General features: G+C 72.0%; 1 protein-coding gene. It reads left to right on the forward strand.

Going from position 1 to position 1,019, the window contains the following annotated elements:
* The coding region (locus HUK84_RS19925) for an RNB domain-containing ribonuclease (protein WP_176641751.1) at nt 1-1,019 on the forward strand (1,019 nt) is incomplete at both ends.

Here is a 1,019-nt window from a genome sequence, read left to right on the forward strand (position 1 = left end):
GCCGCCCTGCCGAGGCCGGCCGGCTGATCCCCGCCGACCGGCGGGCGAAGGCGGAATGGATCATCCCCGCGGGCGAGACGCTGGGCGCCGAGGACGAGGACGTCGTCATCGCCGAGCCGCTGCCGCTGGCCGGGCCGGGGCTGAAGCCCGCGCGGATCATCGAACGGCTGGGCCCGATGGGGGATGCGCGGTCGGTCAGCCTGCTGGCGATCCATACCCATGGGATTCCCGACGCCTTTTCCGCCGAGGCGCTGGCCGAGGCCGAGCGGGCGCGTGGCGTGCCGGCTGAAGGGCGCGAGAATTTGCGCGAGGTTCCGCTGATCACCATCGACGGGGCCGACGCACGCGATTTCGACGATGCGGTCTATGCCGAGCCTGACGGCGACGGATTCCGCCTGATCGTCGCGATCGCCGACGTGGCGCATTACGTGCGTCCGGGATCGGCCCTGGATCGCGAGGCGCAGCGGCGCGGCAACTCGGTCTATTTCCCCGACCGGGTGGTGCCGATGCTGCCCGAGGCGCTGTCCAATGGCTGGTGCTCGCTGCGGCCCGGCGAGGATCGGGGCTGCCTGTTCGCCGAGCTTCATATCGATGCCCACGGCGCCAAGACCCGCCATCGTTTCGGCCGGGGCATCATGCGCAGCGCCGCGCGCCTGACCTATGACGAAGCGCAGGCGGCGATCGATGGGGTGCAGGAGACGGGGCTGCCGGACGGGCTGATCGGCACGCTGTTCGCCGCCTTTCGGGCGCTGGCGGCGGCACGGGCGCGGCGTGGCACGCTGGACCTGGACGTACCGGAACGGACGGTGCGGCTGGACCCGCAGGGGCGAATCGTCGCCATAGACCCGCGCCCGCGCTTCGACAGCCACCGGCTGATCGAGGAATTCATGGTGCTGGCCAATGTCGCCGCCGCCGAGGAACTGGAGCGCCGCCGCCGGCCGTGCCTCTACCGCGTCCACGCCCCGCCCTCGCCCGAGCGGGCGGGGGCGATGCGCGACAGCCTGTCGGTCATGGGTTTT

Origin of the sequence: Nguyenibacter vanlangensis (assembly GCF_013376155.1) — a bacterium.
Lineage (GTDB): Bacteria > Pseudomonadota > Alphaproteobacteria > Acetobacterales > Acetobacteraceae > Gluconacetobacter > Gluconacetobacter vanlangensis.